At 64.6% G+C, this 25,856-nt stretch carries 27 protein-coding genes and 1 pseudogene; 27 read left to right on the forward strand and 1 reads right to left on the reverse strand.

Annotated elements, in window-relative coordinates; translation table 11 throughout:
* Nucleotides 1-364: pseudogene (locus tag QMZ65_RS22925) on the forward strand (shufflon system plasmid conjugative transfer pilus tip adhesin PilV); the annotation flags it as partial.
* Nucleotides 365-619: 255 nt separating this feature from the next.
* On the opposite strand, the gene QMZ65_RS25405 reads toward QMZ65_RS22925, so the two are convergent.
* Nucleotides 620-841 carry a gp53-like domain-containing protein gene (locus QMZ65_RS25405; protein WP_502921543.1) on the reverse strand — a complete coding sequence of 74 codons (222 nt, stop codon included), beginning with the start codon at nucleotides 839-841 and terminating at the stop codon, nucleotides 620-622.
* Between the two features lie 139 nt (nucleotides 842-980).
* Here QMZ65_RS25405 and QMZ65_RS22930 point away from each other — a divergent pair, with 139 nt between their 5' ends.
* The 26 genes from QMZ65_RS22930 (at nucleotide 981) to traX (ending at nucleotide 25,855) form a co-directional block, all read left to right on the forward strand.
* Entirely contained in the window at nucleotides 981-2,102 is a 1,122-nt protein-coding gene (locus QMZ65_RS22930; protein ID WP_283216771.1) for a site-specific integrase, read from the forward strand.
* A gap of 110 nt (nucleotides 2,103-2,212) precedes the next feature.
* On the forward strand, nucleotides 2,213-2,641 hold the full coding sequence (gene pilM / locus QMZ65_RS22935; RefSeq protein ID WP_283216772.1) for a type IV pilus biogenesis protein PilM: 429 nt from the start codon (nucleotides 2,213-2,215) through the stop codon (nucleotides 2,639-2,641).
* Between the two features lie 4 nt (nucleotides 2,642-2,645).
* On the forward strand, nucleotides 2,646-3,257 hold the full coding sequence (locus QMZ65_RS22940) for a prepilin peptidase (protein ID WP_283216773.1): 612 nt from the start codon (nucleotides 2,646-2,648) through the stop codon (nucleotides 3,255-3,257).
* 29 nt (nucleotides 3,258-3,286) lie between these two features.
* Nucleotides 3,287-3,715, forward strand: coding sequence for a lytic transglycosylase domain-containing protein (locus QMZ65_RS22945; RefSeq protein WP_502921544.1), 429 nt, complete (start codon nucleotides 3,287-3,289; stop codon nucleotides 3,713-3,715).
* A 71-nt stretch (nucleotides 3,716-3,786) separates the two neighbouring features.
* Nucleotides 3,787-4,149, forward strand: coding sequence for a hypothetical protein (locus tag QMZ65_RS22950; protein ID WP_283216775.1), 363 nt, complete (start codon nucleotides 3,787-3,789; stop codon nucleotides 4,147-4,149).
* A 58-nt stretch (nucleotides 4,150-4,207) separates the two neighbouring features.
* The gene (locus QMZ65_RS22955; RefSeq protein ID WP_283216776.1) at nucleotides 4,208-4,678 is read left to right on the forward strand and encodes a lytic transglycosylase domain-containing protein; all 471 of its coding nucleotides are present in this window, start codon (nucleotides 4,208-4,210) and stop codon (nucleotides 4,676-4,678) included.
* Nucleotides 4,679-4,730: 52 nt separating this feature from the next.
* On the forward strand, nucleotides 4,731-5,207 hold the full coding sequence (locus QMZ65_RS22960) for a DotD/TraH family lipoprotein (protein WP_283216777.1): 477 nt from the start codon (nucleotides 4,731-4,733) through the stop codon (nucleotides 5,205-5,207).
* Nucleotides 5,204-6,028 carry a type IV secretory system conjugative DNA transfer family protein gene (locus tag QMZ65_RS22965; RefSeq protein WP_283216778.1) on the forward strand — a complete coding sequence of 275 codons (825 nt, stop codon included), beginning with the start codon at nucleotides 5,204-5,206 and terminating at the stop codon, nucleotides 6,026-6,028. The genes QMZ65_RS22960 and QMZ65_RS22965 overlap by 4 nt, the downstream gene beginning before the upstream one ends.
* Complete coding sequence (gene traJ, locus QMZ65_RS22970; protein WP_349306772.1) at nucleotides 6,025-7,194, forward strand: plasmid transfer ATPase TraJ; 1,170 nt, start codon at nucleotides 6,025-6,027, stop codon at nucleotides 7,192-7,194. The genes QMZ65_RS22965 and traJ overlap by 4 nt, the downstream gene beginning before the upstream one ends.
* The gene (locus QMZ65_RS22975) at nucleotides 7,191-7,481 is read left to right on the forward strand and encodes a conjugal transfer protein (protein WP_283216779.1); all 291 of its coding nucleotides are present in this window, start codon (nucleotides 7,191-7,193) and stop codon (nucleotides 7,479-7,481) included. The genes traJ and QMZ65_RS22975 overlap by 4 nt, the downstream gene beginning before the upstream one ends.
* Before the next feature lie 29 nt (nucleotides 7,482-7,510).
* Complete coding sequence (locus tag QMZ65_RS22980; RefSeq protein ID WP_283216780.1) at nucleotides 7,511-12,991, forward strand: LPD7 domain-containing protein; 5,481 nt, start codon at nucleotides 7,511-7,513, stop codon at nucleotides 12,989-12,991.
* Between the two features lie 22 nt (nucleotides 12,992-13,013).
* The gene (locus QMZ65_RS22985; RefSeq protein ID WP_283216781.1) at nucleotides 13,014-13,364 is read left to right on the forward strand and encodes a conjugal transfer protein; all 351 of its coding nucleotides are present in this window, start codon (nucleotides 13,014-13,016) and stop codon (nucleotides 13,362-13,364) included.
* A 10-nt stretch (nucleotides 13,365-13,374) separates the two neighbouring features.
* Nucleotides 13,375-14,067 carry a DotI/IcmL/TraM family protein gene (locus tag QMZ65_RS22990; protein WP_283216782.1) on the forward strand — a complete coding sequence of 231 codons (693 nt, stop codon included), beginning with the start codon at nucleotides 13,375-13,377 and terminating at the stop codon, nucleotides 14,065-14,067.
* Between the two features lie 4 nt (nucleotides 14,068-14,071).
* The gene (locus tag QMZ65_RS22995; protein WP_283216783.1) at nucleotides 14,072-15,076 is read left to right on the forward strand and encodes a DotH/IcmK family type IV secretion protein; all 1,005 of its coding nucleotides are present in this window, start codon (nucleotides 14,072-14,074) and stop codon (nucleotides 15,074-15,076) included.
* Nucleotides 15,077-15,078: 2 nt separating this feature from the next.
* Nucleotides 15,079-16,386 carry a conjugal transfer protein TraO gene (gene traO / locus QMZ65_RS23000; RefSeq protein ID WP_283216784.1) on the forward strand — a complete coding sequence of 436 codons (1,308 nt, stop codon included), beginning with the start codon at nucleotides 15,079-15,081 and terminating at the stop codon, nucleotides 16,384-16,386.
* Nucleotides 16,379-17,152 carry a conjugal transfer protein TraP gene (gene traP, locus QMZ65_RS23005; protein ID WP_283216785.1) on the forward strand — a complete coding sequence of 258 codons (774 nt, stop codon included), beginning with the start codon at nucleotides 16,379-16,381 and terminating at the stop codon, nucleotides 17,150-17,152. Before traO ends, traP begins: the two co-directional genes overlap by 8 nt.
* A gap of 9 nt (nucleotides 17,153-17,161) precedes the next feature.
* Nucleotides 17,162-17,701 (forward strand): conjugal transfer protein TraQ, encoded by a 540-nt coding sequence (gene traQ, locus QMZ65_RS23010; RefSeq protein ID WP_283216786.1) that lies wholly within the window; start codon nucleotides 17,162-17,164, stop codon nucleotides 17,699-17,701.
* Nucleotides 17,702-17,778: 77 nt separating this feature from the next.
* The gene (locus QMZ65_RS23015; protein ID WP_283216787.1) at nucleotides 17,779-18,165 is read left to right on the forward strand and encodes a DUF6750 family protein; all 387 of its coding nucleotides are present in this window, start codon (nucleotides 17,779-17,781) and stop codon (nucleotides 18,163-18,165) included.
* Between the two features lie 65 nt (nucleotides 18,166-18,230).
* Nucleotides 18,231-18,572 carry a hypothetical protein gene (locus tag QMZ65_RS23020; RefSeq protein WP_283216788.1) on the forward strand — a complete coding sequence of 114 codons (342 nt, stop codon included), beginning with the start codon at nucleotides 18,231-18,233 and terminating at the stop codon, nucleotides 18,570-18,572.
* 75 nt (nucleotides 18,573-18,647) lie between these two features.
* Entirely contained in the window at nucleotides 18,648-19,130 is a 483-nt protein-coding gene (locus tag QMZ65_RS23025) for a GNAT family N-acetyltransferase (protein ID WP_283216789.1), read from the forward strand.
* Nucleotides 19,127-19,564 carry a hypothetical protein gene (locus QMZ65_RS23030; RefSeq protein ID WP_283216790.1) on the forward strand — a complete coding sequence of 146 codons (438 nt, stop codon included), beginning with the start codon at nucleotides 19,127-19,129 and terminating at the stop codon, nucleotides 19,562-19,564. Before QMZ65_RS23025 ends, QMZ65_RS23030 begins: the two co-directional genes overlap by 4 nt.
* Before the next feature lie 57 nt (nucleotides 19,565-19,621).
* Nucleotides 19,622-20,242 (forward strand): conjugal transfer protein, encoded by a 621-nt coding sequence (locus QMZ65_RS23035; RefSeq protein WP_283216791.1) that lies wholly within the window; start codon nucleotides 19,622-19,624, stop codon nucleotides 20,240-20,242.
* On the forward strand, nucleotides 20,214-23,264 hold the full coding sequence (locus QMZ65_RS23040) for an ATP-binding protein (RefSeq protein ID WP_283216792.1): 3,051 nt from the start codon (nucleotides 20,214-20,216) through the stop codon (nucleotides 23,262-23,264). Before QMZ65_RS23035 ends, QMZ65_RS23040 begins: the two co-directional genes overlap by 29 nt.
* A gap of 18 nt (nucleotides 23,265-23,282) precedes the next feature.
* The gene (traW, locus tag QMZ65_RS23045; protein WP_283216793.1) at nucleotides 23,283-24,506 is read left to right on the forward strand and encodes a conjugal transfer protein TraW; all 1,224 of its coding nucleotides are present in this window, start codon (nucleotides 23,283-23,285) and stop codon (nucleotides 24,504-24,506) included.
* 18 nt (nucleotides 24,507-24,524) lie between these two features.
* Nucleotides 24,525-25,286: a prepilin peptidase-dependent protein gene (locus QMZ65_RS23050; protein ID WP_283216794.1), complete on the forward strand. Its 762-nt coding sequence runs from the start codon at nucleotides 24,525-24,527 to the stop codon at nucleotides 25,284-25,286.
* Nucleotides 25,283-25,855, forward strand: a complete 573-nt coding sequence (traX, locus tag QMZ65_RS23055; RefSeq protein ID WP_283216795.1) for a conjugal transfer protein TraX — start codon at nucleotides 25,283-25,285, stop codon at nucleotides 25,853-25,855. Before QMZ65_RS23050 ends, traX begins: the two co-directional genes overlap by 4 nt.
* The last annotated feature ends 1 nt before the right edge of the window (nucleotide 25,856 follow it).

Below are 25,856 nucleotides of genomic sequence, written 5' to 3' on the forward strand. Positions count from 1 at the left end.
CTGCCAATCCGGTGTGTGGAACGGTCCGAAAAACAACGGCCGTTATGCATGGGTTGGCAGTTTTACTTCACAGTACAACGGGTATAACTCAGGTAACGCAACCATCACCGTTTATGCCGTGGGCGGCAATTCAATCGTATACAAGGATCTCGGTGATGGGCAGGGCTGCACGAACACCTGGGCGCTCAGTGCTTCTGCAGGCGGCGTAGGCGCAGCGTCTGCTTCTGACAACAATCCGGCCTGGTCTAAATCAGGTACGATTTCATTTCAGGTTCCAGCCAATACCAGCTATTCGATCGTGTCGAACCCTCTACCAAGCGAGGGATGCTCACCGGGTGCTTTCACCGTATATACATACCAGTGACTATCTATGTGCACAGATAGCATAGGCAGTGACGGTTGTATTGGGGCACGCAGCCGCCCATCCATTACCAGTTGGCTGGCTCCATTTCAGGCGCTCATCAGAGCCGGAATTACAACCGGCACCGCCGCCAACGAGTATCTCGTCCGAGGCGCAGTCAACGGCAACTGTTTTGGAGGCTGCCGCCGATCTGATTTGCGTTGTAGGCGATGAGGACGTTTGCTTCCACACACCGGATTGGCAGAGGGGTAAAATGCTTTAATAACCGACCGCAAACCATGAAGTGCCGGTGGCGCCGGGTTCGCTGGTAAACGTAAAGCATGACTTATTCACAGAGCCAATATAGTCATGGCCATTGTCACCGTGGACCTGACGCCCCATGCTGACAACGCTGACATTCAGCACAGCTGTTTTGAACGGGGTTGTAAAACAGGCGGACGAGTCATCACCATGAGTAGATGTGAATCCCCACTGCATCATTAAGCCGGTGTCAGTATCCAGCACCTTATAACCGTTTTGTCCAAGGTTATAGGCACCGCTTTTGGCGCCTCGCCACACACCGGATTGGCAGTGATGTCAGGATGAATTGTGGTATCGTCCCCCCCTTTTTGGGGGGTATATGGCAGTCAGACAACGCATAAGAAAAATGGCCTTATCAAAGGCGCTCGATAAATACTGTCGCGTTGTGTCCGTGCACAAGCGGGGACACCTGCAGGAGTTTTATCGCATCAATGTGCTGAAACGCTCAGCGCTGGCCGAAAAGAACATGGATGAAATCACTTCCGTCGACATTGCCACCTACCGGGACGGGAGGCTGGCAACGATCAGCGACAGGACAGGCCGCACGGTTAGCGCCAATACGGTACGGCTGGAGATGGCGCTGCTCTCGGCGCTGTATAATCTGGCGCGTATCGAGTGGGGCACCTGCACGCATAATCCGGTTGAGCACGTTCGCAAGCCGCAGGCCTCCTCCGGGCGTACGCGCCGGCTGACCTCTGTTGAGGAGCGCCGGATCCGGCGTGCGTTACGGACCCGCAATGCCGAACTGTCGGTGATTTTCACGCTCGCGCTAGAAACGGCCATGCGTCAGGGGGAGATTCTGGCATTGCGCTGGGAGCACGTGGATCTGAACCTGGGCATCGCTCACCTGCCGATGACGAAAAACGGCACCGCCCGCGACGTTCCGCTGTCGTATAAGGCCCGTCAGGCGCTACGCGAATGCACGGGCGCGCTTTCCGGTCCGGTTTTCAGCTACACCTCTAACGGTTTTAAAAGTGCATGGCGCAGCATACTTGGCGGGCTCGAAATCGAAGACCTGCACTTCCACGATCTGCGGCATGAAGCCGTCAGCCGGCTGTTTGAGCTGGGCACGCTGAACGTAATGGAAGTGGCTGCGATTTCCGGACATAAAAGCCTGAATATGCTGAAGCGGTACACGCACCTGCGCGCCACACAGCTGGTCAGCAAGCTTGACGTCAGACGGCGTCAGGCGCAGAAGTTTGCGGCGCTCTTCGTGCCTTATCCTGCGGAACTGTGTGAGGAAGCCGGCGCCGTTACGGTGAGTTTTGCTGACCTCGAACACCTGACCCTCCCGGCGCCCACGCGGGAAGAAGCACTCATTAATGCGGCTACTGATCTGCTCCGGATACAGGCCCGGGCAGCCTGCGCGGGCAAGCGTCTGCCTCCGCCCGGTGCGGTGCAGGCCAACGATACCCGGAGGGTCTTAATCAGACCGCTCTGACGCCCGGAACTATTTCACGCATTCTGCCTTGCGCGGGGCCTCGTCCTCCTGCGGGTTAACCCCTGTCCGCTCCCCCCGGTCAGGCTCCATCACCTCACCCCGGAACACTTATGCGATCTTCCGTTTTCTTCGCAGCCATGCTGCTGGCGGTAGCCACTTCCTGCCTGATGTTTATCAATTTATCCGCCCGCGAGAACGTGGACCGCGTGACGCAGGGTCAGCAGGCGGGGCAGTTTCTCCAGTACGTCTCTGCATTTAACAATCTCTGGACGAGCAGCACTCCGGCCGACGGGGATGCTGCCGCGCGGATAGCCCTGCCGGACTGGCTGCCCCGGAGCAGCACGATTTTGCTGCGCATCAGCGGCGGTGCGGGGTATGTCTTTATGCCTGCCAGCCCGGGAGTTTATGCCCAGCTGATGACAGACACAGAAAACAGTTCGCACTTTGGCCTGAGCGATGCGGCCGGTATCAACACGCCGTCCGGACGGCTTGCCCGGCCTGACTTTATTCCGGCCGGATATGTGGTTTACGTGAGGTAATGCAATGCTGATTATTCCCGCCGTACTGATTTTCTCATTGATGCTCGCCTTTAACCTGCCGGCGCTTTACGCCAGCGCCCGGATAGCTGCCGAAGCCTCTGCGGCTGAAACGCAGGCCTATCCGGACGTGGCACCCATCCGGCCACTGCTGGCTGCCATGATGCTCTGCGGTGGCGTGTTCCCCGCCTGGCTTATGACGCACAACCCGGCCTTTGTCCTGTTCGTGCTGCTGCTGGCCAGCGCCGCCTATATCGACTGCGTGACACAGTGGGTGCCCGACCTGATTATTTTCCTGCTCTCCTGGCTGTCGCTGACCACGCTGCTGCCGGGCGGTTCTGATGCCATCCCCGCCCTGACGGGTGCCGCGGTTATGCTGCTGCCGGCGCTGCTGCTGAATCTCATCACCTGGTTACGTTCACAGCCGCCGGCACTGGCCTCGGGTGACCTGTACGTGCTGCCGGCCATTGGCGCCTGGCTGACGCCTACCTGGTCTGGCGCGTGTCTGGCCATGAGCCTGGTGCTGACCGCAATAGCGGGACGGTTCGTGCGCGGCGTGCCGTTTATCACCGTTCTCTATCCGGTCTTCGTGGCGGTGTCGCTATGTGGCGCGCTGTGATGATTTGCCTGCTGCTGACCGTGGCGGGCATGACGGATGCGGCGAAAGTGCTGCCGGATACCGCACGCTGCTTTCGTGAGGCGGGCGTACGATTCAGCGTTGACTGGCGGCTGCTGCAGGCTATTGCCGAAGTCGAAAGCGGGCTGAACCCCGGCGCCATCGGGCTCAACAAAAAGAACGGCCGGGTGCTGAGCGAAGACCTCGGTATGATGCAAATCAACTCCTCCTGGCTGCCGGTGTTAAGCCCGATGGGCATAACCCGTGACGTGCTGCTCGGCAACGCCTGCCAGAACATTCACGTCGGCGCCTGGATACTGGCCAAAAACATCGCGCAGAACGGGGTGAACTGGACGTCAGTCGGGGCCTACAACGCCGGTTTTAAAAACGCGAACGAGCCGTTTCGCATGCGCTACGCCCGCAAGGTATATGCGCGCTATATCGAACTCACAGGAAACTGAATCATGCAGAAAGTAACGTTAAAGCGGGCGGGCATAGCAGCCAGCGTATTTTTTTCGGCTGGTATTGCGCGGTGGGCTATCTGAGCTGGCAGTATGACGTTGACTTCTCACCCTGGCAGAAGGACGAGGCGTCCGTGCTACCCCTGACGCAGGCAATCTTCAGGCATCAATGTACCCGTGAGAACCAAACGTTAACTCGCGAAGCCGTCAAAGGCGATAAGGCTTTCGAGACCTTTAGCGCGGGGTGGTTCGGCTGCCTTTCCGACCGTTCTGACGCACTCATGCACAGTCTGTCGCTGGCCGTCACCGGATACAGTGACCTGAGCTGCAGGATGAAGGCCGAAAGTGAAGGGCGCCCTGATGATGCCTGCAAAAAGGCGCTCGATGAGCGGATACTGATGCACCGTGCGCTCAAAGAATTCCCTGCTGAATAACTACCCCTCCTGATGTCATAGCCACAGGCCCGGCTGCCCGGTGCCGGAGATTTCACCCATGCGAATCACCCACTTCTGGCGCACGCTGCTGTTGCTGGCGGCCGCGCTGTTTTTCTCCGCCACCGCACAGGCCTACTGCTTCCGCGAGGCCGGCGCCCGCTATCACGTGTCACCGCAGCTCCTGCGCGCCATCGCGCAGGTGGAAAGCGGTATGAACCCACACGCGGTCGGCTACAACCGCGACCGGCAGGGGCGCGTGACCAGCAGGGATTTCGGGCTGATGCAGATCAACTCCACGCACCTGGCAAAGCTCAAAGCCATGGGCGTTATCAGCGATGAACGCGACCTCCTGACGCAGCCCTGCCTTAACGTGCAGACGGGCGCCTGGATCCTCGCGCAGCACCTGCAGGTCTGCGGCCTGACCTGGCAGTGCCTCGGCAGCTACAACGCCGGATTTGCGGACGGCAATCAGGCCCGCCGCATGCTGTATGCACGAAAAGTCTATTCCATCTGGATGGCCAGCCGCTGAACGGCGCCGCCTGCAACTCCCTTTCTGAAGACCGGCAACTCCCGGAGACAACATGAACAAACACTTTATTACCGCGCTGCCGGTGCTGCTGCTGTGCGGCTGTCAGCTGCCCGCGCAACAGCACGCAGCCGCTCCGGCTGCGGCACAGACCACCCCGCCATCCCGGACGGCACTGCAGATGACGCAGCTCTGGACCCAGGGCGACCTCGACGCCGGCACGCCGCTGCCGGTGGCGTCCGTCCGGGCCGACAGCGACCGCGTCACGTTCAGCTGGAACGGTGACGCGGTGGAACTCCTGAGCCAGCTCGCCCGGGCGCGCGGGCTGGCTTTCAGCTACACGGGCGTGCGCCTGCCGCTGCCCGTGAACATCGACGTGCAGGGCGTTACCTATGCCAACGCGATGCGCATGATTGAGATGCAGACCGCCTGGCGCGCCACGATCGTCACCTACCCGGGGCAGATGGTGCTGCAGTTCATGCCGTCTCTGCCAGACGTTCAGACCCGACACGCGAAGGGGAACCGCCGATGAAAGCCCGACTCACCGTCCTGCTGCTGCCCGCGCTGCTGGCGGGCTGCGCGGGATTTCACTTCACGAAGGCGTCGCCCGCGCCCGGGCCGGACGGCGCACCGCCGCCGGGTCCTGAGGCCTACCTCTCGCCGCAGAAGCGTGACACGTCAGACGTGTCCGACAACCGCCGCCAGATGCTGACCGAGGGGGGGCGGACCACCGGCTTTCGCGGGGGCAAGGCGCAGCGCGCGTGGGAGCTCCGGCGTGACCTGGAGGCGCGCGCGAAGCAGCTGGACGCCACCTATGACTTCCGGCCCCTTATCAGCCCACGCGGCTGGCTGCCGCCGGTCATCACCGAGGCCGTGGACGTGGCGCACGTCACTCCCGACCAGATACGCACCGCCAGCCACGTGTACGAAATTGTTCAGCCCGAGCGCTTCGTGAGCAATCCGCCGACGTGGCGCGGCTGGCTGATGGCCGGACTCAGCACCGTGCCGCCGGACGAGCCGGTGGGCGGGCTTATCCCGGAGAACGGCGTGCAGCGCGACATCTGGCAGGCGGCGGTGAACGAGGGCTGGGCGGAAGGGCGTCAGAGCGCCGACGAGACGCTGGAGGCCAACGTCAACCGCCTGACGCGCGACTACAACGGCATGCTGCAGTACGTGCTGCTGCGCCGTCAGAACCTCATTACCGCCCCGGTGGTCACCGAGCGTCAGCAGACGGTCACCGGCGACAGCAACAAGCTCACCACCGGCGACCGCGAGCGTCGCCTGGAGTCACGCGCCGGCTTTGTCACCGACAAGGCGAAGTGGAAGCCGGTTATCAACACGGAGAAGCGATGATGTCAGCCTCAGGACTGGAACTTTACGACTTTGGCAGCGGGCTGAGCGCCGACGCGCTGCGCGGCTTTATGGTGTGGTGCGCGCGTAACAACGTCAGCGACATTCACCTGCAGGGCGACAACCACTTCGTGGTGGGCCGCTACGGCCGCCTGCTCAGGGCGAGCCCCTTCGCGGTGGCGGACGACACCCTTTCCAAGCTGATGGACGAGGTGTTTACCCCGGAGCTGCGGCCGAAGGTGCGCGGCGGGGTCGCCATTGACCGCGCGATGCAGCTCGACGGCGACATGACCGGCCGCTGGGGCCTGAACCGCGGCGAGCGCATCCGCTATCGCGTCAACCTGCTGCAGGGGACGGCGGGGCGTCAGGACAGCACCATCGGCTGGACAATGCGCGTCATTCCGTCCGATATCCCGCCGCTGGAGAGCCTCGGCCTTGAGCCGGACCTGATGGCCAACCTCCTGCCGGCCAAAGGCATGGGGCTGTGGGGCGGCATTACCGGCTCGGGCAAGAGCACGTCGCTGGCGGCGACCTACCGCTACTGCCTGGACACGGACCCGGACCGCAAGGTCACCACCAAAGAGGACCCGATCGAGTTCATCCTCGGACGGCCGGACGACGTGCTGCCGCCCCTGCAGTCGCAGGTCGGCAGGGACATTCCCGACTTCGCCAGCGGCATCCGCGCTGACCTCAGACGCGCGCCGTCGGTCATCGGGGTGGGGGAGATGCGCGACCGCGAAACCATTGACGTGGGCATCCGCGCCGGGCAGCTCGGCCACCTGACGCTGTCCACCACGCACATCGACTCACCCGGCGAGGCGTTTCCGCGCCTCATCAACGAGTTTCCGCACGAGAGTCGCGACTCTCTGGCCTGGTCGCTGCTGGGCGTGCTGCAGTACGTGGTGGTGCAGACGCTGCTGCGCACCACCGACGGAAAACGCGTGGCGGTGCGCGAGTACATCCTTTTTGACTACTACCTGCGCGAGAAGCTTGCCGGCATGCCGTGGTCGCAGTGGGGCGCGCACATCAACAGCATCATCCGGCTGGAAAAGCGCCGCATCGTGGATCAGGCCTGGCAGCTGTTCCGCACCGGGCGCATCGCCGAGTCCGAGCTGGCGGTGGTGATGTCGCCGCCTCAGCGCCGTGAGTTTGAGGAGGGCATCGCGTGAGTGAATTCAAAAAAGAGGATTACCCGCCGGGGTTCTGGCGGTGGGCGGGCAGCCCGCTGAGCTTCCTCGGCATCCCCGCCTGGCTGTTTCTGCTTTATCTCTTCTGGTTCCGCTTTCCCGCCATGAACACGATTTACGTCGTGACCGGCATCATCGCCGTGTTCCGCCTGCTGAAAGCCTTCGGCTGGGGCGTCACCGAGCTGCTGACGCGTCTTGCCCGCATTGCACGAGGCAAAAGCCTGAGCGGCCGTCCCTGGTGGTACCGGCGCTACACCGACGGTGAGTAGCCGTCTCTGACCCTGTAACAGGAGGCATCATGAGTACAGCTGACTACCCGGTATGGCTTGCGGTCCTGCCGGACCAGCGCGACGCCGCGCGCGCCGACGCCGGGAAACACCCGGACGGGGGCAACGCCATCACGTGGGATAAAGAGGCACAGCTCTGGTACGCCCGTCCGGGCGCCGACCTGAGCCGGCTGCAGAAGTGGCTGCCGGACCGCAGCATCCGCAGCAGCGGCGGCGGCGACCCGCAGTCGGAGTTTCTGGACGCGCTGACCAGCGGCGGTCTGGTGCTGGACGGCCTGCCGGTGATGGACGGGCGGCGACACCGCGTGCCGGTGGCGGACGGGAAAAAAGGGAACAAAGACGGCGTCTATCGCGGTTTTCTCGACGGCGTGAAGCCCGGCGGCTGGTTCATCAACTACCACCGCGCCGAGAACGACAAGGACATCACGCGCTGGAGGGCCAGCAGCGGCGGAGCAGGAAAAGCTGACCCGCTGGCGCGCGTGCACATCCGCGCGGTGATGCGTCAGTCGCAGGATGACTTTGCCCGCGAGCAGGCCGCGCTGTACGCCCGGCAGACCGCAAAGGCAAAGGCGCTGTATGAGCGGCTGCCGGCGGCCGACCCGGCGCACGGCTATCTGGTGCGCAAGGGCATCACGGTGGCGGATGACGTGCGCCAGACGCGCAACGGCGCGCTGGTCGTGCCGTTCGGTGACGCAGACGGCGCGTTTCGCACGCTGCAGTACATTCCGCCCGACGGTGAGAAGTTCCTGTTTAAGGACGCCCCCAAGGCCGGGCACTTCCGCGTGGAGGGCGGTGAGCTGCGCAACGGCGAGCCCGTCCTGTACGCGGAGGGATACGCCACCGCGCGCAGCCTGCACATGGTCACCGGCCGTCCGGTGGTGATGACCATCGACGCCGGGAACATGGAAACGGTGGCGAACGTACTGAAGAACCGCTACCCCGACAGCCCGCACCTGTTTATGGCCGACGTTGACCACACCAAAGACATCAATAAAGGCGTGCTGTCGGCAAACCGCGCCGCGGCAGCCACCGGCGGCGCCGTGCTGCTGCCGGACCTGACGGCCGCTGAAATCGAGCGCGGCTTTACGGATTTTAACGACCTGCACCTGTTCCGCGGCGCTGAGCGCCTGCGCGAAACGCTGCTTCCCGACATTGCTCAGGCTCTTGAGCAGCTCAACCATAAGGATGCCCCCATGGCCACACCTGACGACGCACAGCCAGCGCCGGACAATCTTCCCGCCGCGTCCCCGGACGCCGCAGCGGACTCCACTCCGGCACGCCGCCCTGGTGCGGCCAAAGAGAAAACGGATGAAATTCTGAAGCTGCGCGATGAGGGGCTGAAGCCCGCGCAGATTGCGGAGCAGCTCGGCATCGGGCAGACCAGCGTTTACCGCATCCTGAAGGCGCAGCAGCCTGAAGCCGCGCCAGCCACACCGCCAGCGCCGGCTGCCGCTGACGTGCCGGCCAGCAGGGTGAATGATTCACCCGCTGCGCCTGTGCGTGACACGATCACCCTGTACCACGGCTCACCGGCCACCTTCAGCGCCGTTGACCCTGAAAAAATTGGTCTGGGTCAGAACTTCATGGGCCGCGGATTTTATACCGATAACTCCGTTACGGGCGTGCAATATGCGATGGAGGAGATCAACCACCCGGACTATCACGTGTATGAACTGGAGATACCCTCTCATTCGGTGATTCTGGACCGCTGGGACAGTTCCTCACTCACGGATGCGCTGCGGGACCGGATAAGAGAGGCCGGGAAAACGGTCGATCAGGAGCTGACAGCGAAAGGGGAGACCTCTCGTCTGGGGTATGGAGATCTGCTCGCCGGCTGCGAGAAAATCGATGCGCCATTTTTTCAGTATGCCAGCAGCCCTGAAGGGATGCGTATTCTGAAAGAGGCAGGCATTGATGCCCTGAAAGACAACAGCTATATCGCCATCGTCAACACTGACCTCATCGATAACGTCCGGCTGCGCTTTGCAGAAGGGGCGTCAAGAGCCGAAATGGCGCAATACATTGAAAGGGCGTCAGATAATGCCGCTCAGGACGCGTCAAGGCTGTCGGAAATCCTGCAGGAAAAACCGGATGTGTCGGTTCATTATGACGCCATCCGTTCAGAGCTGGTCAGTCTGGCCAGCGCGCAGAACAAGCCAGAGGAAGCTGAAAGGCTGACCGCTCTGCTCAGGCATACGCTGGTTGAAACGGCTGATAATCCCCCTGACAGGAAAACGGCGATCACCCCGTTAAACCGGCTCTATGCGGAAGCGGTCAGAAGCCTTGATCTGAAATACGATGACAGTGCTGCCCGGCTGGGTCAGCTGGTCGACAGCGCTGTCAGCAATATGAATCCTGATCAGAAACCCGCGGCGGAACCGTTCAGACCGGAACCGGTGGCTGCTGAACCGGTTGCCGCGGTTCAGGACAGTCCGGCCCCCGAAGCGCCGCAGACGACTCCTGCTGATGCAGCTGACGTCACCGCAGTGCCAGATCCGGTCGTTCCGGCGCCTGCTGTGGCAGAGGCGCCCGCCGTTCCCCACCCGCAGCCGGCACCCGCAGCGCCAGCTGCTGCACCGGTGGCGGAGGCTGATAGCCTGCGCGCACCGCCGGCGATACAGGGCGAGCTGCGCGGAGCGCTGTCCTCGCTGATTCAGGGAAGCATTACCCCGGAGGCGTTTCAGGACACCACCGATCGCCTGCAGCGCGAACTTAACCAGGTGCGCGAGTCCGGCACCTACAACGACGCTTACGTCAGCGAAACGCAGGCGGTGTTTGACCGACTGACCGGCGACGGGCTGGCGGTGAGCGAACGCCCGGGGATGTTCAGCCGTGCGCTGAGCGCCGCGGGCCTGAAGGACAGCGACACCACGCTGTCTCTGCGCAGCAGCGGGCAGGCAGATGTGCGAACCATCCCGGCGCAGATCCAGTCGCTTTACACCCGCCTGGCGGACGGCGAGCTGTCGCGACCGCAGCTGGAAAGGGCGCTGCGCGAGGTGCGCAACGATCTGCGCCGCGCCGAGCTGTCCGGTGAGCAGTCGCCCGCAGACGTTCATTCATCCTGGGCGGCGTTTGGTCGTCTGGACCTGGCCGCCGGCGAGACGGAAGGTCGGGCGGTGACCGCGGCCGTTGCCGCACTGGCTGCGTCCCGCACCTCTGCCGCGGCACCTTCTGAAGCGGCTCCGGCGGTCGCTGACGTACCGGCGCCTGCGGTAGAGCCCGAAAAAGCAGCCACCCCGGCTGGCCCTGAGCCGATGGCACCGGTTCAGCATGCGGCAACGTCAGAAGCAGCACCGACCACTCCCGTTATCGCAGCTGAGGCCACGCCCGCACCGGAGCCGATGGTACAGCCAGGAGCAGCAGCATCCCCTGATACCTCCTCTGCCTCACCTGAAACGATGACACCGGTTCAGGATGCGCCTGCATCAGAAGCAGCACCGTCCGCTCCTGTTGCCGCAGCTGAGGTCACGCCCGCTCCTGAATCGGCCGTGGCAGAGGCTGCAACTGCCGCCGCTGATTCAGCTCCGGCCCCGGACGTGCCTGACGTTCAGCCACATGAGGCACCACCGGTGCTTCCTGCCAGCGCCGAACAGCCGGCGGCTGCCGCCACAGCAGGCTCTCCGGACTTCAGCGCGGGCTTTACCGACATCAATGCGCGTCTGCGTGCGCTGAAAGACGAAGCGGCCAGTCTGGACACGGACGTGCTGGCCATGCGGACGGGCGCGCTCATTAATGAGCGGATCGCGCTGACGGAAATGTGGTCGCAGGGTAACGATACTGAAAATGCGCGCTGGCCTTCGCAGGAAAGCGAGGCGCTGGAGGCCGACCTGCGCGCAGAGCTGGCGCAACGTTCTGACGCGCCACCTTCACCGGCGGCCGCATCCTTAGGTGAGGAAAACGCCATTCTGGTCGGCGCGCCGCGCGTGGCGTCGCAGGAAGAGGATATGCCCGCCTCATCCGGGGCGACGTCTTCCCGCATCGATGCCGATAAGCTGCTGAGCCGCGTCACGCATGACAGGCACCCGGACGGCAAAAGCGTGGTGTACAAGCTGGACGGCGAGCCCGCGTTTATAGACCGCGGTAACCGCCTGGTCATGGCGGAGGGCGCCAGCGCGCACGAAGAGAAGGTGCTTGCCGCGCTGCTGACCGCCGCCAATCACTATCAGGGCCGCATCGAACTCACCGGCAGCGACGAGTTCAAGGCGTTTGCGATCGGCGTCATCGTGGCCAACAAGCTGGACGTGAGCATGAAGAACGCCAGCCAGCAGGCCGACCTGGACGCCGCCCGCCGAGCTGCGGGTCAGCCCGTCACGCCAGCCGCCCCCGCCGATGCGGTGCGCGGCGACCCGCAGGCTCCGCGCGCGACTGAGGTTCCCCCCGTAACGACGGCGGCGCGGGCCAGCGAGCCAGTACAGAACGTCGCACCCGTGACAGCGTCACCTCAGCGAACCTCTGCACCGGCCCCTGAGCCCGCCGCGCCGAAGATTTCTCCGGCGGTGCACACCCCGGCAGAAAAAGCCCGGGAGCCGGTCACCGGTAAGGTTACCGCCTGCGGGCAGGCGCCCTTCCGCTTTGAAAAGGACGCCAGCGAGAGCACCTTTATTACGCTGCGTACGAAAGAAGGCTCTCAGACGTTCTGGGGTAAGGAGCTTGCCGGCCTGCTGCGTGAGACGCACCTGCAGCCCGGTCGCATGGTCACGCTGCAGTGGATGGGTGAGCAGCCGGTCACCGTCAATAAGCCGATGAAGGACGCGCAGGGCAACTTCAGCGGCCAGTACGAAAAGGTGCAGACCCGTCGCAATCAGTGGTCGCTGGCCCCGGTCGGCGGCACCCGCGTGCAGACCGGCGCTGAGGACATGGTGCGGCTCGCGGCCGTGGACGTGAACCGCTACACGCAGATACAGCACACGCTGGTGAGCCGTCTCGGACTCGATATCCATGCGCCACCGAAGCCTGCGGACGGCCTGTTCTGGGTGAAGCCGGACGGGCAGGGCAGCAGCGTCCCGGGCGACCCGCTCTCGGCGCCGCGCCCGGAACATAACGACCGTGCCGGCACGGCGGTGATGTCGGCGTGGGGCGATGACGGCCGGCCGGACCTCTATCTGGTTCAGGGCGACGGCCACTACCTGCAGGGCGTGGTGCGGCAGGACGGTGGGTATCAGCACGTGCTGGTCAGCCTGCCCGACAGTAAGGAAGCGCCGCCGATGGTGATTAACCTGCTCACCCCGGAGGGTGCGCAGCCCATCGGCAGCGGCAACGGCATCAACCGCTCAAACGGCCAGCCCGTGCCGCGCGAGCACGTGGTGGTGCGGCTGACCGGTGACGACCAGCAGCGCATTGCGAAGCTGGACGCGCCCGCCGACCTTCCCGCCGCGCTGCACGCCCGCCTCGGCTACGACGAGCGCTACAAAGCGGAATCAGGCTGGGTAAAGGACCAGCCGGCAGCAGCACCACAGGCAGCACCGGTCACGCCGCCGCGGCCGGCCCAGTAATCGATTCATCCGGAGACTTCACATGACAAACAAAACAGCGACCGCCCTCGTGGCGGTCTTTTTCTGCTGCACCACCTTTGGTGCCGGCGCCGCGACCTGCCGCGCGGGTAGCGCGGCGCAGACCGGAAGCGAGGCGGGCTATAACGCCGCGAAGAAGGCCAGCGACGCGTGGGCGGCACGTGAAAGCCAGACGTCCGATCAGCTGCAGAACTGCCTGTCCGGCATCCGCAATATCTCCATCAGCCTGCCCAACCTGCCAAGCCTGCAGGACATCATGAATCAGGCGTCAGAGAAGGTCTGCGGGGCGCTGACGGACAAAGTTAACAGCAACCTGCCCACCAGTATCGACCCGTGGCAGTCCTACGGCCTGTAAGGAACATCGTATGCAGAACCCCCAACCCGCTGTGCCGCCTGAGGAGGCGGCCGTGGTCCTGACCGACCCGAAAATTTACGAGCACGCGGTAAACGCCCAGAACGAGCGAACGCTGGGCGCCCGGTTTGCTCACCGCTGCCTGACCGTCGCCGTGTGGAGCCTCATCGGTAACGGGATTCAGTCAATTGTGATCGGCGTGCTGATTTATGTGCTGCTCAACATGCCTTCGCACTACCTGGCCACCGAAAACGGCCGCATCACGCCGTTCTACCCGACGGACAAGCCGGTGTGGAGCGAGAGCGACGTGCGCCAGTTCGGTGCCGACACCATCAGCAAGGCCTTCACGCTGGACTTCGTGCACTACCGCGACCAGATGACGGCGGCGTCGCCGGACTTCTCGGAAGAGGGCTTCACCGGCTACAACCAGGCGCTGACCACCGGCTCCAACATCCTGTCGCTTGTAAAGGACAAGCGTATGAACCTCACCAACACCGTGGAGCCGGGCGTTATCACCCGACGCGGCGTGATTGGCGGGCGCTACACGTGGGAGTTCCAGTATCCCGTCACGATGCGCCTGCAGGGACAGAACAGCAGCAGCCCGCCGCTGCGCTACATCTTCACGCTGCGCATTCAGCAGGCCGACGTTCGACTCAAGCCGCGCGGTCTTGAGGTCACCCAGACCATCACCAACAACGCAGGATAATCCTATGAGCAACTTTCGCACGCTGGCCCTCTGGCTGGCGCTGTGCGGCAGCGCGGGTGCCGCCACGTCAGCGGGGACCGCCCCGGCGGCCGGAACCGACGGCGGGTGGCGCTCCACCGCGTCCGCCAGCGGTGCTGCTGCAACCGGTCAGAACGCATCCGGTCAGGCGGCGGGTACGCCTGCCGCAGCAGGTCCGCTGCCCGGACAGGCGCTGCCGCCGCCGACGTCGGTGTCGTACGACCAGGCGCAGGCGACCATCGCCCCGCTGACGCCGGATGAAATCCGCCAGCTGCGCGCGCAGCAGACCGAGCAGAACCGGGCGCTGGCCACGCCGGGCATCACGGCGGTGCCGCGCATCACCGCGCAGACCGTGAGCCTGCAGCCGGGCGCGAGCCTGCCGCTGGTGCGCACCGCGGTGAACTGGCCCGCCACGGTGAGCTTTATCGACAGCACCGGCGCGCCCTGGAAAATCCTCGGGGACCCGGTGAGTGGCTCACCGGACATCGACGTGAAGTGGATACCGGGCATGTCCTTTATGGTCATCACGGCAAAGCGCGACTTCGTGAACACGCTGGTGACCGTGGGGCTGGAAGGCCTGCCGGTGCCGCTGCAGATAAGCGTGATGAGCGGCGAGGCCGACACGGCGAAGAAGACCTGGACGGTGGACGCTCGCCTTGACCTGCGCATTCCGCGCCGCGGTCCGGGGGCGGCACCCGACGCGCCGGGCCCCTCGCGCATCGGTCTGCACGATGACGTGCTGCAGGCGTTTCTGGACGGCGTACCGCCGTCGGGCGCAAAGCGCCTGAAAACCACCGGCAGCGTGCCGGACACGGCGGTGTGGCAGCAGGGCGACGACCTTTATATCCGCTCGCGCGCGGACATCCGCGACGAGTTCGACACCACGCTCTCCTCCGCCGACGGCACGCACCTCTGGAAGCTGCCGCTGACGCCTCGCGTGGCCTTTTCCGTTGACGGGCGCACCGAAGCCCTCAGCATTGCCCTGGAGTAATCATGAGCGATCAACAGAACACCGGCGGGCGCAACATCCGCCTGATGATGGGCCTGATTGCCGGCGGCATGGTGGCAGTGGTGGGGGGCGGCTACGCGCTGTGGAGCTGGCTGGCAACGCCGCCGCCCGCCGTCTCCCGCGTGGACCTGACCCGCGTCACGGGCACCACCCAGACCCGCGCGCAGGAGCAGCCGGCGTATCGCGAACTGCTGCGGGAAAATAACGCCCGCGGCGCGCAGACGGCGGCGGCTTCGAACCAGAGCTTTATCGCCAGCATTCCGCTGCAGCAGGACGTGACGACGGCGGCTGAACCGCCAAAGGCGGCCCCGGTGACGGTGACACAGCCTCTTCCCCGGCCACAGGGCAGCGGGCGCACGCCGGAGCAGGAAAAGGCCCTGACGGAGGCGCGTCAGAAGTCGCTGGCCGCGCTGCTGGTGAAGATGCAGGCGGAGCCCAAAGCGGGTGAGCTGCCCACGGCGCAGCTGCTGGGCGGCAAGGACGGGGGCTGGACGGACTGGCGCGACTCGCTGCCCGGCAGCGCCGTGCAGCTTGCCGCTGCGCGCAACCGCGACAACGTCCGGAACGCGCCGCCTGCGTCGGTGGTGGTGGAACCCTACTGGCGGGGGCCGGCCGAAATCTGCACCGGCGTGGATTCCGACAACGGCACCACGCCGGTGCTGGCCTGCATCAGAACCGGCAGGTATCAGGGGGCGGTGCTGAAGGCGCCTGAGGGGGCGAAGCTGTCCGGCGACGGCGTCATCATTCACTTCACCACCATGACGCTGAACGGACAGGCCTACAAGGTGGACGCCTACGCGCTGGATGACAAAACCCTCGTGGCCAACATTGCCAGCGACGTCAATCATCACTACCTCCGCCGCATCGTGCTGCCCTCCATTTTCGGCGGCGCCGGGGAAGCGGGTCAGCTTTACGCGCAGTCCAACACGCAGTTGCTGAGCAACGGCTTTAACACCGTCACGGCGCGTCCCGGCCTGCCGGATCCCACGGTGGTCGGCGGCGTCATTGCCGGCGGCATAGCGCAGCGTGCTGGGCAGGTGCTGACCAGCGATGCCGCCCGTCTGCCTGACCGGACCGTCTATGTCCACAACGGTGATGTGGTGGCGCTTCAGTTTATGAGCGGGGTGTACAGCACCGACGCGGAATCCGGGCAGGGGAGCACCCCATCTCCTCCGGTGGCCCCGTCGCCGGCGGCTCCGAGCAGCAACCCGACCCCGACCGCCGCCGACCTGCGTGCGGAAACACAGACGCGCATCCGCGCGGCCGAACAGAGAGGAACCCCACGTGAATGAATTCGATCCGCAGCCGGCGGTGAGCGCGGCCGATAACGCGCCGGTGTCCGCGCCGCCGGTACAGAAAAAAGAGAGCCTGCTGACGCGCAAGCTCTGGCTCGGGCAGTCGCTGCCGTGGCTCGCCGGCGGGGCGATCGTTATCCTTGCCGCCGGCTGGTATCTGCTCGTGCCGTCCTCCTCCGCGCCGGACGCCGGACAGCTTGCCTTCGGGCAGGACCCGGGCTTTGGCAGCGTGCAGCCCGCGCCAGCCCCGGCAGCCGCCCCGGTCACGCCGGCTCCTGCGCCCGCCCCGCCGCAGACCGGCGGGCTCAGCGTACCGGCCGGCGCCCTGAACGAGCCCGCAGCCGGGGGCAGCGTGCCGGATGACGTGGTGAAGCTTATCCGCGAGGGCCGCGAGTTTGAGGCGGCGAACCGTGAGGCAATCACCCGCCTGTCGGACACGGTGCGCGCGCAGAGCAGGGCGCTGACCACGCTGCAGCAGCGCCTTGAAGGCGTGGAAAAAGAAACCACCCGGCTGGGCAATCTGGTTACCGTGCTGGCCGTGAGGCCGGACACTTCACAGGGTCATGCCGCGGCTGGCCAGAAGCGCACGCGCTCCGCGCTGTCCGGGATGCGGCTCGAAAGCCTGCAGAACGGCATGGCGTGGGTCAGCTGGCAGGGCAAAACGTGGGCGGTGCAGGCGGGTGACAGCCTCGGCGGCGTCACGGTGCGTGAGGTGAATACGGACGACCGCAGCGTGACGACCAGCGCCGGCGTGCTGCGCTAGGGAGGCGTCATGGGAGGATCGCTCGACGGCATCACCATGCTGTCAAACCTGGCCTCGGGGCTGCTGAGCGCGGGCATTAACCTCGCGCTGACGCTCGGCATTCTTTTTGGCGTGGTGGGCTCCAGCGGCTTTCTCGCCCGCCAGTCCTGGCTTGCCCGCAAGGCGCCGGGGCAGGCAGCGAGCGGCGGCGCTGTCATTGCCTGGGTGCTGCTGTGCTGCGGCCTGGCGGGACTCGACCAGATTATCGGCGCGGGCGCGCGTCAGGTAGGCTGGCAGGTCTCGTTTGACGCCATCAGCTACGTTGACCAGGGCACGTTCGGTCAGGGGGCGGTGGCGGCCAACGCCCTGCTGACCCTGCTGCGCATGATCGGCGTCTGGTTCGCGCTCTCCGGCGTGCTGCTCTGGCGCAGGTCGAAAAAAGACGGCCACACCGGCCTGACCGCCGGGAACGACGTTAACACCGGCACCGCAAAATTTATCATTGGCGTGATGTTTGTCTGTAACCCCTACCTGCTTGACGCCATTCAGAAAACACTCGGCCTGCACTGACGCAGGCTGCGGAAATTCCGTCCTCACGGACGATTTAACCGGCCATCCGGCCACACTCATTTTTAAAGGAAAAAACCATGATGACTCGCCTTTACTGTGCGGCTTACGCACGCGTCCTGATGCTGTCTGAAGCTCTGCGCCGCCTGACGCTGCGCGTACTCTCCGCCTGGCTTGCGTTCATTTCCCCGATGGCCATGGCCGACGGGGACTTCGCTGATATGGCGAACCGCGTTGCCGAAGGCGCCAAGGCCGGCACGACCAGCGTGCTGGGAATGGTGCAACTGGCTGGGGTGTGCGGCGTTATCGGCAGCATTTTTGCGGCCAAGGGGATGAAGAACAACCCGCAGATCAAACTCTGGATGGTCGCACTGGGGCTGGTCACCAGCCTGCTGCTGCTGGGCATACCGGAGATGATCAAACGCGGCCAGACGCAGATGGGCATGACGCCGGTCAGCGTGGGTTAAGTCCGGATGCCGCCCCGCAGCGGGGCGGCTATGTTCCTCTTCTTTTAACTTCCCGGAGTCTTTTCATGAAAAAAAATTTTTGCACAGCGCTGGTCGCGCTGGCGCTTTCTGCCGGCCTTTCCGGCGCCGCCTTTGCTGCCCAACCTGTCACTGACGTCATGGTCAGCCAGAAGCTGGACCAGGTGAACGCTTCCGTGCAGCTCATCAACAGCAGCATGCAACAGATGCTCATTGCACTGAACCAGAGCGCGCAGAACGGCACCTGCTGGCTGGACGGTAAAGCCTTCAGCCAGGGCGCCGTCGCCAAGGTAGCGGGTCATGCGTCCGCCTGCGGTGTACAGCCCAAAACAGGCTGGCCACAGTGGCTGCCACTTCCAATAGAGGAGTCGGATCGGTCTGGGGAGTAACCGTCGACATTAAATCCCTGCTTCAGGCACCTGATGACGTAAAATTCATGCTCTTTATTGCACGAGGCATGAAACATGTTAAGAGCGGCAGGTATTCAGGATGTTGATTTCATTTATAACTTTGTCATCGCCGAAGCCAGAAAGGGGCACTTCAGCAATGCCCGCCCACGTCTGTTAAAGAACTTCTTCTTCAAGCGGGGGTTAAAAAAAACCATTACCGAACAAGTTTTCAGAGATATCAACGGGAAAAAGTTGCCTGCCGTTTTCTTTATTTACGAAGAAAACGGGGGCAGGGTTGGTTTTTTCTCATTGATTTACCGGGATGAAGAGATCACCGAAATATGGCTGATGGGTATTAACAGGACCAGCCGAGGCAGGGGGCTGGGATCGCAGTTACTTAGCCTGGCGGAGAACAAAGCCCGCGAGCTTTATCACCCTGCAACAATGTTTTTCGTACGTAGTTATCTGCGCTCAGAAAGCATGATTTCCATGCTGGAGAGGTACGGCTACGTGAAAGTGCCATCCAGTAAATACGAAAGTGGAGAATGGGTGAAATGAAACGATTTCTTCGGCATCGTAGCATCATCATTACGGAAGACTATGATGCGCTGCCGGACAGTTTATGGCGTGGTCTCTGCTTCCTGCTCAGGCGAGGCTACGCGGCAGAGGCCGGGCTGAGCAGGCGATGCGTCATCGGGGCGATTGAAGCGCTCGAACGACGCTATCCCGGCCAGCAGCTGACTGCTGACCAGGTCGTGGAGTGGATGCCGCTCGACAGGCTTTTCGCGCTTTATAATGACGACGATCCGCCCGGTATCAGGACGGCTTCGCCGCTGGGACGCTATCTGGCGCGACTGCCGGGCACCGATGTCTGTCATCCACTCAGCCGGCCGCCGTGCCGTCAGGCGCTCAGGGCGCACCGTAATATCACAGGAAGTTTTCTTCTGACCGCCATCAGACTGACGCTGCATCACCGCTACAAACCTCTCTGATTTTTCCATCACTTCAGCTTTTTAATCTCCATCAGGCCCTGCCTGTAAGGACCCGCTATGTCTGCTTATTCATCACCTGCTCAGACGGGCGGGCTGCTGCCGCTCGTGCCGGACGTGAGCGGTGAAGACGTGCCCCCGAGGCCCGTTTCTGTCGAACCCGGGCCGCCCTGCCGCTGCTGCGGCACGCGCGCGCAGCGCCTGTGGCAGGGGCCGGATGCACAGCCGCTCTGCACGCTGTGCTGGCTGACCGTGAATCTCGACAGCCCCACCGCCGCGCACGGGCATTTCGCCTGGCTGCCGGACGCGCCGGCGGCGGACATCATCAACCTGCAGCGCCGGGCCCTTATCGGGCTGCGCAGCGACAGCAAAGCCGTGCGCAAAACGTCTCGCCGCATCTGGAACTGGCTGGCCCGCCACGCGCGCGAGGTGGAGGGCATGTGGGGCACCTCACGCGCCAGCGAGTTTGCGGCGGCCTTTCGCCAGCTACCGCCGGCGAAGCGCGCGGGGCTGCAGCAGCGGCTGGAAGGCTGCGTGCTCATCCTGCCCCATGACGTATTCAGTGACCTGACCCTGCTGCTGCCGCTGGGACGCACCGCCGCAAGCGCCGTGCACACCCCGGCCTGGAATACCTATACCCGGAGCGACCTGTATGCCAAACCGCCTCATCCGCTGGACTGAAGAGATTATTACCGCCGCGACGCGCTTTGCCGTGTCGCGCGACCTGCCCGACTACTGCGACCTGCACACCGTGGTGCGCCTCAGCGAAGACGATCGCATCCGCCATCCGGAGCTGAAGGCCCCCTATATCGGTGTCACCCAGAACGGGGACTTTGTGACGGTGTATGAAGTGGCCGGCAGCTACCGCGAGCCTGACGAAGATCTGCCGGCTACTCACGACGACGCCTGGCAGGGCCGGCTTGACCGCATGACCGAGTCGCTGACCGCGCATTACCGCTTTGCCGGTCACAAACTCAGTACCGTGCACGAGTGCGATCCGGACGGGGGAGAGGCCGAAATCAGACGGCTGCTCAAACCGCAGTATCAGTCGCTGAAGCGCACGGGCCTGGAGCTGGATTATCTGCTGAACGAGCAGGTGACGAAGCTGTCGCCCTGGGTTAACGCCGAGCGCACCTGGCTTGTGTGCTACACCGGCCGCGGGGTGCTCGCCGGGCACGAACTGCGCGATGAAAACGCGCGTATCAGCGAGCTGGTCAAGGGCAGCCCGACGGCCGTGTTTGGCCAGAACCCGCTGCTGACCGAGCTGCCCGGCCTGAAAATCCGCCATGACGCCTTTCTTTCTCAGGTGGAGCGCGCGCTCGGCGACAGCGGCAAGGGCGTGCTGATGCGCCGCATGGACGTCCACGAGGCGGGCCGCGTGCTGCGCAGGCAGGTCGACCCGGGCACCGGCGAGCACTGGCAGCCGCTGCTGCCGGACGATCGCATCGTGGCCCGTGGCGTACGGCAGGGCGACGATACCACGCCGTTTCTGGCGCCCTGGCTGAACTTTCAGGTCATGGGGACGAACGTCCAGGAAATCCAGAACAACCTGCTGAAAATCAGCGGCGTGTGGCACGGCACGATCGCCGTGAACCTCGGCCCGCAGAACCCGCAGAGCTTTGCGAAGCTGCGCGAGCTGATTCCCCGCAGCGTGCCGTTCCGCATCCGTCAGGACCTGATGCCCGGCGGCATGCGCCGCCTCAGCGGCAAGCACGGCGTGCTGAGCTTCAGCGAATGGGTGCCCGGTCTGAGACCCATCTTTCAGTCGATTTCGATGCTGGCCGCGCGCGAGATGCACGAGCCGGTGTGCGTGATGACCATCACCGCGGCCACCTGGGGAGACTCGCCCGCGACGGTGACGCGCAACCTGACGCTGCTGCAGCAGGCGCTGACCTCCTGGGGCATCTGCGGCGTCACCCAGACCTTCGGCGACCCGGTGAAGGCGTGGGTGGCCACGCTCACCGGGTCCTCGGCGGCAAGCGGGCCGTGCCTGATGTATCCGCCGTTGTCCGAGGCGCTGAACCTGCTGCCGCTCTCGCGGCCCACGACGGCGTGGAACGAGGAGGGCGATGCTCTGTTTGTGGGGCCGGACGGCAAGCTGATGCCGGTGGCGCTGGCGGCCTCCAACCAGACCAAGAAAACCTCCATCGTCGCCGGCGAGTCCGGCGGCGGTAAGTCGGTGTTTATCAACCGTCAGCCCATCATTCTGGCCATGTCCGCCCAGCGGCAGCTGCCCTTCTTTGCGGGGATTGAGAAAGGCTTCAGCGCAACGGGCATGACATCGATACTGCGGGCGGGCCTGCCGCCCGAGCGTCAGGACGAGGTGCTGAGCATCATCCTGCGCAACGACGTTAAATACTGCCGCAACCTGTTCGATATCCAGCTGGGGCTCAGAAAACCGCTCAGCTACGAAGCTGAGTTTATGGAAAACGCACTGGCAGCCCTGTGTATCGACCCCGGGACCGGCGAACCGCCTAACGGGCGCGATACCCCCGCGATTCTGCGCCGGCTTGTCAGCGATTCGTTTAAGGCTGCACGCGAGGAACCGCGCCGCTATGAGCCCGGGCTGGTGCCGCCGGTCGACGCTGCGCTGGAGGAGGCCGCCATCTGGGAGGCGCATCCGGAATACCGCGACAACGCCACCTGGTATGAGGTGTGCGACCTGCTGCAGGACGCCGGCCAGACCGAGGCTGCGCAGCGGGCGCAGTTTCAGGCCGTGCCGGAACTTGCCGACATGTCGCCGCGCCTGCTCAGCGAGGATTACAAGAGCATGTATGGCACCATCGAGCGCGACGGCAGCAGTGAGGCCCTGATTAGCTATATCGCCCGCTGCCTGAGCGACGCCTGCGGCCAGTACCGCATGTTTGCCGGGCGCACGCGCTTTATGATCAGCCCCAAGGCGCGCGTGATTACGGTCGACATACAGTACGTGGCCGGGGACAAGTCCAAGGCAGGCTACCTGCAGACCGGGATGATGTATCTGTTCGCCGGGCACATCGCGGGCGGTGACTTCGTGCTGCCGCAGTATCAGGACGAGCTCTTTCCCGCGCTGCACGAACGCTGGCACGCCCTGCATCGCGCCCGCGTGCAGCAGCTGGACGAGGAGGTCAAAACCAAACAGTACGACGAGCTGCACAACGCGAAGGGCGTCCCCTTTATCTTCCCGATGCTGGAGACCGCCGACCGCGAGCAGCGTAAGTTCGGCGTGCGCACCGTGCTGGCCTCGCAGTATTTCCGTGACATGCCCGAGGCGCTGCGCCAGTCGGCCAACTCCGTCTATATGGTCGGCGTGGATCCGGAAGACCGCCGGCTTCTTCAGGAGCGATTTAAGGTACCGGACGTCACGCTGGACCGCTTTGAGCGCATGGGCAGCGGGCCGTCGGCGGACGGCAGCGGCGTGCCGTTCCTCGGCATTTTCCGTATCAAAGGGGGCAGCACCATTGCCCACATCATGAAGAACACGGTCGGTCCGGAGGAGCTGTGGGGCCACAGCACCACGCCAGTGGACATGTCGCTGCGCCGCACGCTGGAGAAAGACGTCGGCGCCGCGACCACCCGCCGCATTCTCGGCCGCTTCTTCCCGAACGGCTCTGCCGAAAAAGTCATCGAGCACCGCCGGCGCACCGCCGGTGAGGAGCGCGGCGACAGCGTCATCCGCCAGCTTGCCACCGAGCTTATCGATAAACAGGGCTACGACCTCTGACCCTTCAGGAGTGCTGATATGCAACCTTCCCCACACTGGCGCCCCTCGGGGCGCCGATGGCTTGCTGCCTGCGTGCTGGCGGCGCTTTCCCCCGGTGCATTTGCCTATCCGACCGAGGAAATGACCAGCGTGCCGATTACGACACAGGTGATGCCGGCCCTGCAGACCATGCAGGCGACGCTCGCGGAAATCCTTTCCGCAGAGCAGGAGACCGGCACGGCGGTGGTGCAGTCCTCGGATCGCACCACCACAGCCATCACGGAAGCCGCGCGCACCCAGCGCGAAGCGGAGAATTTCAACCGTCAGGCCGACCGGCTGGAAAAGGCCCGCGCGGCCTATACCGTGCCGGACAGCATCTGCAGCGAGTCGGCCTCCGGCACGGCCTCGCAGGTGAGCCAGGCGACCCGGGCATCGGCGTCGAAGCTTGCCGGCGGCAGCGGCGTGTCGAGCGCGGCCGTGCGCGAGACGCTGGCCAGCCTCCCTGTGTCACCCCGTCAGGGCGGCTACCGCAGCGCGTTCATCCACGCGGCCTACTGCACGGCGGAAGAGGCGAAGCTGTACGGCGGCACCGGCATGTGCCCGTCCGTTTCTCAGCTTCCGGGCGGCGACACCGAGGCGCGATCGCTGTACGACGGGGCGGGGCCGGCGGGTAAAGACCCGGAGCTGACCTTCACCCAGGCCCAGACGGATGCGGCCATGGCCTACGTGAACAACTCGGCGAAGCTCGACGCCGGGCGCACGCCGGGCAAGGGCGAAATTCAGACCGCCACCGGGCAGGAGTATCAGGGCCTGCTCACGCAGTACAAGGCGATGCAGAGCGCGGCAATGCAGCCCCAGCTGGACATGGTGGCGGCGAGCCAGCCGCAGGACGCCACGCAGGCGGCCCTGACCGAGGCCCGTCAGGCGCCGTCGGCCGAAAGCTACTTTCAGCAGACCGCGTCCGCGCAGGCAAAGCAGACCGGCACCATGAGCGAGCGCGAGTTTGAGGCGTTCGAGGTCGGGCGCCGCTACGCCAACACCGCGTGGGTCACCGACCTGCAGGCGATGGACGGCGATAACCTGGCGCGTGAAATGGCGCGGCAGCAGAGTCTGGCCAACTGGCTGGCGCTCGGCATCAAGAACGAGCTGCGTCAGGCCAACATCATCAGCGGCCAGCAGCTGGCGCTGGCGGCCAAAAATGAATACGCCCCGCAGCTGCAGGCGCTCTCTGCCCAGCTGAGCGCCGGCGTGAGCGCACAGTAAATTCCTACGGAGACAACAATGATAACGAGCGGTACCTTCGCGCCGGACGCCGGCGCGCTTTCATCTCTGCTGGACGCGGGCGAGGGCCCGGTGCTGGTGCTGGACCCCTGCGGCGCTCTATGGGAGGCCTTCTGGCAGTCGCCGCGCTGGAAAAACGCGTGGCAGGCGTGGCGCCTGGCGCCCGGACAGACGCAGGAAGGCGACGTCTGGGACGTGCTCGGGGCGCTCAGGCAGGTAACCGCCGAAGACGGCTGCCGTGCGCTGGCCACCGCGCTGTTTCCGGCTGATGGCCACAGCGACCTGACCCGCGAGCTCATGGCCTGCGTGCTGACCTTTGCGGACGACACCGGTCACTTCACCGGACGCAGCGCCGGGCTCGGCGGGCTGGCCGGGCAGCTGTGGGCGGACGACCTCTGGACGGCCATTGCGCGCTGGAGCCGCCTGTATCAGAAGCACCCGGCGCTGCAGACGGCACGCGCGCTGCTGACGCAGGACGGTGCGGGCGAATCGGTGCGGGCTATCCGCGATCGTATGGCCATCTTTCACCATCCGCACGTGGCGGAGAGCTTCACGGGCGGCGCCGGCTTAGACCTGCGCCGCTTACGTCAGCGTCCCGGGCAGATCATTTTCCTGACGCCCGACATCCGCTGCATGGAAAGCGCCGAACTCACCGGCGTGTACGCGTTCCTGCTCAATGCGCTGCGCGCGTTCGGCGCGCTGCACCACGTCACGTTTTCACTGGCTGAACCCGTAATTATCCCCGAAGGAGACGCACCATGACGCAGTCCGATAACCGCACCCCGGAGACCGGCGCGAAAAAGTCTTTTCTGACGCCGAAGCGCGTGGGCTGGATAGCGCTGAACGTGGTGCTGCCGGCGTGGGAGGTGTCGAGCGTGACGCGCCACGCCGGGCGCAACGTCTCGCGCCTCTGGCAGCGCATCCGAGACGTGACGGCCGGGCGCGGCGCCGGCGACTACCGCCCCGCGGACTGGTCGCAGGCCGTGGCGGACAGCGGGATGACGCCCGCGCGCCTTGCCCGTAACTTCCGCGTCAGCCGCTGGATCTGGTGGGGGCTGATGTGGCTCACCGGCCTGCCCGCCGCCGGCTTTCTGCTGATGCTGACGGCCGCCGGCAGCAGCGTGAGCGGCACCGGCTGGCTGCGCGTGGGCTGCGTGGTGCTGGTCCTGCTGCTGCTCGCCGCCACCGGCTTCGTGCAGGCCCTGAAGGCGAGCTATCGCCTGTGGCAGCTGACCGAGAAGCGTGTATCGGCGTCAGAAGCGGGGAGTTTTCAGGCGTACCTGCAGGAGACGCGCTGGTGCCGTCAGGTGCTGAGCGGGGGTCTATTATGAG

Origin of the sequence: Pantoea sp. EABMAA-21 (assembly GCF_030053335.1) — a bacterium.
Taxonomy (GTDB): domain Bacteria; phylum Pseudomonadota; class Gammaproteobacteria; order Enterobacterales; family Enterobacteriaceae; genus Pantoea; species Pantoea communis.